Annotated in this window: 5 protein-coding genes; 2 read left to right on the top strand and 3 right to left on the bottom strand. The window is 73.8% G+C overall.

Going from position 1 to position 7,510, the window contains the following annotated elements; translation table 11 throughout:
- A partial coding sequence (locus MR1_RS17925) for a beta-ketoacyl-[acyl-carrier-protein] synthase family protein (protein WP_169797716.1) occupies positions 1–814 on the top strand: 814 nt, incomplete at its 5' end.
- A gap of 32 nt (positions 815–846) precedes the next feature.
- Positions 847–2,019: an acyl-CoA dehydrogenase family protein gene (locus MR1_RS17920; RefSeq protein WP_067250262.1), complete on the top strand. Its 1,173-nt coding sequence runs from the start codon at positions 847–849 to the stop codon at positions 2,017–2,019.
- 12 nt (positions 2,020–2,031) lie between these two features.
- On the opposite strand, the gene MR1_RS17915 is transcribed toward MR1_RS17920, so the two are convergent.
- The 3 genes from MR1_RS17915 to MR1_RS17905 form a co-directional block, all read right to left on the bottom strand.
- Positions 2,032–3,510 (bottom strand): GMC family oxidoreductase, encoded by a 1,479-nt coding sequence (locus MR1_RS17915; RefSeq protein ID WP_067250259.1) that lies wholly within the window; start codon positions 3,508–3,510, stop codon positions 2,032–2,034.
- A 2-nt stretch (positions 3,511–3,512) separates the two neighbouring features.
- Positions 3,513–4,949 carry an aldehyde dehydrogenase family protein gene (locus MR1_RS17910; protein ID WP_067250254.1) on the bottom strand — a complete coding sequence of 479 codons (1,437 nt, stop codon included), beginning with the start codon at positions 4,947–4,949 and terminating at the stop codon, positions 3,513–3,515.
- A gap of 173 nt (positions 4,950–5,122) precedes the next feature.
- The gene (locus MR1_RS17905) at positions 5,123–7,294 is read right to left on the bottom strand and encodes a RecQ family ATP-dependent DNA helicase (protein ID WP_084344894.1); all 2,172 of its coding nucleotides are present in this window, start codon (positions 7,292–7,294) and stop codon (positions 5,123–5,125) included.
- Positions 7,295–7,510 lie beyond the last annotated feature (216 nt).

The following is a 7,510-nucleotide window of genomic DNA, read 5'->3' as shown; positions in this document are numbered from 1 at the left end:
GCTCAGCCAGCGGTACGGCGCGCGCGGCCCCGCGCACGGCGTGACCGCGACGTGCGCATCCGGCGCCGTCGCCCTCGGCGATGCGCTGCGTCGGATCCGTCACGGCTATTCCGACGCCGTGCTCGTCGTCGGGATGGAGGACTGCCTGAACCCGGTGAACCTCGCCGCCAACGCGAACCTGCGCGCACTCGCGAGCGGATACGAGGACGACCCGGGGTCGGCCAGCCGCCCCTTCGACCGCGGACGACGCGGGTTCGTGATGGCCCAGGGCGCCGCGGCGCTCCTCCTCGAGGCCGAGGAGGTCGCCGACGCCCGGGGCGCGGCATCCCTGGCCGTGCTGAGCGGGTTCGGGGAGTCCAGCGACGCGTTCCACGCCACCGCGCCGCAGCCCGAAGGAAGAGGCGCCGCGCAGGCGATCCGCTCCGCGCTGGACGACGCGGGGATCTCCGCGGAACAGGTCGACCACGTGAACCTCCACGGCACCGGGACCCCGGCGGGGGACGCCGCGGAGATCGCCGCCCTCCGCGACGTGTTCGGGCCCCGCCTGCCGGGCATCCCGCTCACCGCGCCGAAATCCGGCACCGGTCACCTGCTCGGCGCGTCCGGCGTCGTGGAGGCGATCCTGGCCGTCCAGTCCCTGCGCACCGGGCTCGTGCCGCCCACCCTGAACCTCGACGACCCGGAGTTCCCGGACGCGGATCTCGTGACCGGCGAAGCCCGGGCCGTGTCGCCGCGCACCGTCCTGTCGACGTCGTTCGGGTTCGGCGGCCACAACGGCGCCGTCGTCCTCGCCCCCGCTCCGGCCCGCGCCTGATGCGCCGACCGACCCCTCCCGAAGGAGAAGCCATGACCGATCGCCTGACCCGCCACGCGGAGCTCGCCGAGCGCTATCTGCCCGACGCGCTGATGGAGCGCTTCCGGGAGCGCGCCGCCGTGTACGACCGCGAGAACCGCTTCTTCGACGAGGATCTGGCCGACCTCGTCGACCGCGGTTACCTGCGTCTGTTCGTGCCCGAGGAGGCCGGCGGCCCCGGACTGTCGCTCGACGAGGTGTCCCACCTCCAGCAGCGTCTGGCCTCCGCGGCGCCGGCGACGGCGCTCGCGGTCAACATGCACCTGATGTGCACGGGCGTCGTCCAGGCGTTGGCGGCGCGCGGCGACCACTCTCTCGACGGGGTGTTCGCCGAGACGATGGCGGGCGAGATCTTCGCGTTCGGGATCAGCGAGCCCTCCAACGACTGGGTGCTGCAGGGGTCGAAGACGGTCGCGACGCCGCAGGAGGACGGCGGCTACCTCCTCGACGGGGTGAAGATCTTCACCTCGCTCTCCCCCGTCTGGACGCGGTTGATCGCCCACGGGCGGGACGACACGGATCCCGAGAACCCGATGCTCGTCTACGGGTTCCTGGAGCGCGACACCCCTGGGATCACCGTGTCCGACCAGTGGGACGTGCTGGGGATGCGGGCCTCGCAGAGCCGCGCCACGATCCTGAAGAGCGTCCGCATGGCCCCCGAACGCGTCTCGCGCCGCATCCCCGCCGGCCGCGTACCGGACCCGCTGACCTTCGCGATCACGAGCACCTTCCAGCTCCTCGTCGGCTCCGTGTACGCGGGGGTCGCCTGGCGTGCCCTCGAACTCGGAGCGGCCGGGCTCAAGGCCCGCCGCTCGGCCAAGAGCGGGACCACGTATGCGGAGGTGCCGGAGTTCCGCGCACGCCTGGCCGACGCGTACGCCGAGTACCTGGCGGTCCCCGCCCAGCTGGAGGCGTACTGCCGCGACTTCGACGAGCTCGTCGACCACGGCGCCGGCTGGGCCCCGCGGCTCGTCAGCGCCCGTCTCCACGCGTCGGCCGTCGCCCGCCGCGCCACGGAGACCGCCCTGATGTGCACGAGCGGATCGGGGTTCGACAACGGCCACGAGCTCAGCCGCCTGCACCGCGACGCGATGGCGAGCCTGTTCCACCCGCCCGGCGCCGACGCCGCGCGGCCGATGTTCGCCGCCGCGCTCCTCGACGACTGACCGGCCGCGGGCTCAGCCCGCGGTCGTGTCCTCGAGGAGGAACCGCGCCCCGCGCTCGGCGATCATGGCGGCCGGCGCATTGGTGTTCCCGGTGGGGACCGTGGGCATCACCGACGCGTCCACGACGCGCAGCCCCTCGACGCCGCGCACACGCAGCCGCGGATCCACGACCGCCGCGTCGTCGCTGCCCATGCGGCACGTCCCGACCTGGTGGTGGTACGTGATCGCCGTGCGACGCACCCAGTCCTCGACGTCGGCGTCGGTCACCTCCGGCCCCGGATAGACCTCCGTCGCTCCCCACTCGCCCGCGAGCGCGGGCTGTGCGCCGATCCGGCGGCACTGGCGGACGGACGCCGCCAACGACGCCAGGTCGCGCTCGTCCGCGAGCGCCGCGAGATCGATCAGCGGCGGGTCGGCCAGTCCCGGTCCGGACAGGGTGAGCGCTCCGCGGCTGTGCGGCGTGACGAGCCCGGCCATGAGCGTGAACCCGTCCTCCCCGCGCGGCTCCAGCTCTCCCCACATCGGCACCGAGAAGTGGATCGGCTGCGTGTCCGGCTCCGCGAGATCGGGCCGGCTCCGCCAGAAGAGGTGGCTCTGCGTCACCGAGACGCCGGGCCGGGGCGGTCCGACCGGCTTCGCCGCCGTGGTGAAGATCACCGGGGAGAGCAGGTGGTCGTGCAGGTTCCTGCCGACCTGCGGGGCGTCCACGACGACGTCGATCCCGTGCCCCTCCAGCTCCTCGCGCGGACCGATCCCCGAGCGCAGCAGGATCACCGGGCTCCCGATGGCCCCGGCGGCGAGGACGACCTCGTCCGCACGCAGCTCCTCCGCCTCGGCCCCCTCGCCCAGCCGGACCCCGCGTGCGCGGCCGTCCTCGACGATCACGGAGTGGACCTCGCGACCGGTGACGATCGTCAGTCGCTGCGCGATCGGCTGCGCGTAGGCCATCCAGGTGTTCACGCGCCGCCCGTCGCGCATCGTCACCTGCTCCTGCGAGACGCCGTCGAGGACGCCGCCGTTGTAGTTCTCGTTGCGCGGCAGGCCCTCCTGCACCGCGGCGGCCACGATCGACTCCTGGATCGGCGAGAGCGGGTAGTCGTCGGTGACGGGGAGGAGGTCGTTCTCGATCGCGTCGTACACCGGCTCGACCTCGTCCCAGCCCCAGCCGGTGGCGCCCGAGCGCTCCCAGGCGTCGTAGTCGGAGGCCGCGCCGCGCACCCAGATCATGGCGTTGAGCGCATGCGACCCGCCGGTGACCTTGCCGCGCGGCAGGTGCAGCCGGCGACCGGCCGCATGCTCCTGCGGCACCGTGAAGAAGTCCCAGTCCTCCGCGGAGTGCCAGAGCTCTCCGGCGCGAGACGGGTCGTGGATCGCGGGGTTCTCGTCGTACCCTCCGGCTTCGACGAGCGTCACGGAGACGCCTGCGTCGGCGAGCCGCCGTGCGACGATCGCGCCCGAGGTGCCGGCCCCGACGACGATCGCGGTCCGCACGCTCAGCCCTTCCGTCCGGGGCCGGAGACGACCTGCGTCACCGACACGGACTTCAGCCCCGCCACCCCGAACTCCAGACCGTACCCGGAGCTCTTCACGCCGCCGAACGGCACCATCGGGTGCAGCCCGCCGTGCGAGTTGATCCACACCGTCCCCGACTGCATCCGGGTCGCCGCCTCCCGCGCGGCCTCGGGGTCGCTGGACCATACCGACGCCCCGAGCCCCGCGTCCAGCCCGTTCGCGCGGGCGAACGCGTCGTCGACGTCCGTGTAGCGGATGACCGGGAGCACCGGGCCGAACTGCTCCTCGTCGACGAGCGGGGCACCGTCCTCGATGTCGGCGACGATCGTCGGACGATAGAACAGCTCGCCGAGCTCCGGCGCGGGCCCGCCTCCGGTGACGATGCGCGCGCCGCGCCGCCGGGCGTCCTCGACCAGGCGCGAGACGATGTCGAACTGCGCCTTGTTCTGCAGGGGGCCGAGGACGTTCTCCTCGTCCAGCCCGTTGCCCATCGGCGTCGAGGCGGCGATCTCGGCCACGGCGTCGACGACCTGGTCGTAGATCGAGTCGTGCACGTACAGACGCTTCATCGCCGCGCAGGTCTGCCCGGTGTTGATGAACGCGCCCCAGAACAGGTCCTGGGCGATCGCCGCGGGATCGGTCCCCGGCAGGACGATGCCCGCGTCGTTGCCGCCCAGCTCCAGCGTGAGCCGGGCGAGGTTGCCTGCCGAGCTCTCGATGATCCGGCGGCCGGTGGCCGTGGATCCCGTGAACATGATCTTGTCGATGTCCGGGTGCGAGGCCAGCCGGGCGCCCACCTCGCGGTCGCCCGACACGCCGATGAGGACGTCGGCGGGGAGCACGTCGTTCATCACCGCCAGCATCGCCAGGACGCTCAGCGGCGTGTACTCGCTCGGCTTGGCCACGACGGTGTTGCCCATCCGCAGCGACGGCCCGATCTGCCAGATCGTGATCATCAGAGGCCAGTTCCACGGACCGATCGCCCCGACGACGCCGGCCGCCTTGTAGACGAGCTCGGCGTGCAGGTCGGCGTCGTCGACGAGCACCTCCGGCTCGAGCACGGTCGTCGCGTTGGTCCGCAGCCACGCCGAGCAGGCGCCGAGCTCGAAGCGCGCGTTGGGGCCGTTGAGCGGCTTGCCCTGCTCGCGGGAGAGAATCCAGGCGAGCGGCTCCGCATGCGCGTCGATCGCGTCGGCGGCGGCCAGCAGCAGCGCACTGCGCTCCTCGTGCCCGAGGGCCTCCCACGCCGGCTGGGCCGCCTTCGCGCGCGCGATCGCGTCGTCCAGGTCCGTCACCGTCTGGACGGGCGCGCGCCCGATCGTCTCCCGGGTCGCGGCGTCGGGGATCTCACGCCCCTGCCCCTCGGGGGCCTGGATGCGGTCGAGCAGCGCGGCGGCCGCTGCGGCGGTGTCGGACATCGGACTCTCCTTCGAGCGTTCGGGGCGGGCGCAGGACGACGCCGTCATCCATTCTGGGTGCGCGCTCGCGGCCGCGTCTTGTCGCCCTGCGCGCCGCCGTTGACCGAGTGCGAACGACCCGGGAGCCGGGAGCACCGCGGGCGCGGCCAGGGGCGCGACGCGACCGCTCCGGATCAGCCGCGCAGCGCCAGGGCGAACGGCAGGACCGCGCTCGCCCCGGCCGCGCGGAGGACGCCGGCGGCGACCGTGAGGGTCCAGCGGCTGTCGACCTGGTCGTCGACGAGCAGCAGCGGACCCGCCGGGACGTCGAGGTGGCCGGCGCTGAACCGCTCCCAGACGCCGGCGAGGCGGAACGCGCTGTTGCCTCCGGGGCCACCGGTCGGGCCGCCGTGCACCGGCGCCAACGCGCCGAGGTACGGGAGCCGGCCGATCTCGGCGAGGCCGCGGGCGAGCGAGTCCACGAGCTGCGGACGCGACCGGGAGGGGACGGCGACCACGGCCACGGGGCGCTGCGTCCAGCCCCAGTCGGCGAGCACCCGGACACAGGCCGCGAGCACCTGCGGCGGCACGGGTCCGTCCGGGGCGCCCGCCGCGAACAGCGTGCGCAGGGTGCCTCCCCATCCGAGGTCCGTCAGGCGGGCCAGCGCTCGTCCCTCCTCGGCCTGGGCGCCGGAATCGATCCGCCCCTTGACCGGCACGCCGAGCCGATCCGCGCCCGTGGGCCACTGACGACGGGGCTCGATGGGGATGCCGACCCGGTCGAGGGACGCGGCGGCCCGCGACGCCTCCGTCTCGGCGATGTCCGCGGAGAACCAGGCACCGGCGCAGTTGTCGCACCGGCCGCAGGGGGCGGCGGTGTCGTCGTCGAGGGCGCGCTGGAGGAACTCCATGCGGCAGCCCGTCGCCTGCTCGTAGTCGAGCATGTGCTGCTGCTCCGCGCGCCGCTCGGCGGCGATGCGGGCGTAGCGCTCGGCGTCGTACACCCAGGGGGTTCCCGTGGCGATCCAGCCCCCTTGGACCCGCCGCACCGCCCCGTCGACGTCCAGCACCTTGAGCAGCAGCTCCAGGGGCGTCCGACGGATGTCGACCATGGCCTCCAGGGCCGGTGTCGACACCGGCTGGTCCGAGAGCGCGGCCAGCACGCGGCCCGCGCGCTCCTCGTCGGGCATCGAGGCGGTCGCGAAGTAGTGCCAGATGTCGCGGTCCTCGGGCCCGGGCAGCAGCAGCACGTCCGCGCTGTCGCTCGCGCGTCCGGCGCGTCCGACCTGCTGGTAGTACGCGACCGGCGACGGGGGCGCGCCGAGGTGCAGGACGAAACCCAGGTCCGGCTTGTCGAACCCCATTCCCAAGGCGCTCGTCGCGACGAGCGCCTTCACCTCGTTCCGCTTCAGCATCGCCTCCGACTCGGCGCGCTCGTCGGCGTCGGTCTGACCCGTGTACGCCCGCACCGCGTGCCCGCGCTCCTGGAGCAGCCGCGCCGTGTCGACCGCCGCCGACACGGTGAGCGTGTAGATGATGCCCGAGCCCGGAAGCTCGTCGAGATGGCTGAGCAGCCAGGCCAGCCGCCGTGACGCGTCCGGCAGGCGCACCACGCCGAGCCGCAGGGACGCGCGGGCGAGCGGGCCCCGGATCGTGAGCACGCCATCGCCCGGGGCGCCGGCATCCGTGCCCGTCCCGAGCTGCTCGGCCACGTCCGCGACGACCCGGCTGTTCGCCGTCGCCGTCGTCGCGAGGACCGGCACTCCGGCGGGCATCTGTGCGATGAGGTCGCGCAGGCGTCGGTAGTCGGGCCGGAAGTCGTGCCCCCAGTCGCTGATGCAGTGGGCCTCGTCGACGACCAGCAGGCCGATCCGCTCCACCAGAGCCGGGAGGCGCTCCTCTCGGAAGGACGGATTGTTGAGGCGCTCCGGGGACACGAGCAGGACGTCGACCTCGTCCCGGTCGAGCCGGTCGAGGACGTCGCTCCACTCATGCGCGTTGGTCGAGTTGATGGCCACCGCGCGCACGCCCGCGCGCTCCGCCGCGGCGATCTGGTCGCGCATGAGGGCGAGCAGCGGGGACACGAGAACGGTCGGTCCCGCGCCCTGTCGTCGCCGGAGCGCCGTGGCGACGAAGTACACCGCGGACTTCCCCCACCCGGTCCGCTGCACGACGAGCGCTCGGCGCCGTCCCGCGACGAGCGCCTCGATCGCCTCGTACTGGCCGTCGTGGAACTCCGCGTCCGCGCGCCCGACGAGTTCGCGCAGGGTGGCGAGGGCCGCTCCGCGCAGATCCGCGCCCGCGCCCGTCCCCGCCCCGCTCGCCGCGCCCGTCCCCGCCCCGCTCGCCGCGCCCGTCCTGTCCATGCCTGCCACGTCCGTCCCGACCATGCCCCCCAGTCTGCGGCACGCGCCCGACATCCCGATCCACGTCCGCCGAAACCCCCTCGCCCCGCCGAGACCCCCTCGCAAAGCCGTATCTACGAGGGGGTTTCGACGATCAGAGGGGGTTTCGCGGGACAACGAGAGGAGAGGGTCACGGGGCGAGGATCGCCGCGGCGGCCTCCCGGGCGTCGTCCGCGG

This window comes from Microbacterium resistens NBRC 103078 (genome assembly GCF_001552355.1).
In the GTDB taxonomy this organism is placed as follows: Bacteria; Actinomycetota; Actinomycetes; order Actinomycetales; family Microbacteriaceae; genus Microbacterium; species Microbacterium resistens.
The sequence above is the reverse complement of the archived record's forward strand: the minus strand, read 5'-3'. Positions and strand labels throughout refer to the sequence as shown.

Bases quoted from the DNA above. Each gene is read 5' to 3' on its own strand.
- MR1_RS17920 (WP_067250262.1), top strand. From the start codon at position 847: ATGACCGATCGCCTGACCCGCCACGCGGAGCTCGCCGAGCGCTATCTG.
- MR1_RS17910 (WP_067250254.1), bottom strand. From the start codon at position 4,949: ATGTCCGACACCGCCGCAGCGGCCGCCGCGCTGCTCGACCGCATCCAG.
- MR1_RS17905 (WP_084344894.1), bottom strand. From the start codon at position 7,294: ATGGACAGGACGGGCGCGGCGAGCGGGGCGGGGACGGGCGCGGCGAGC.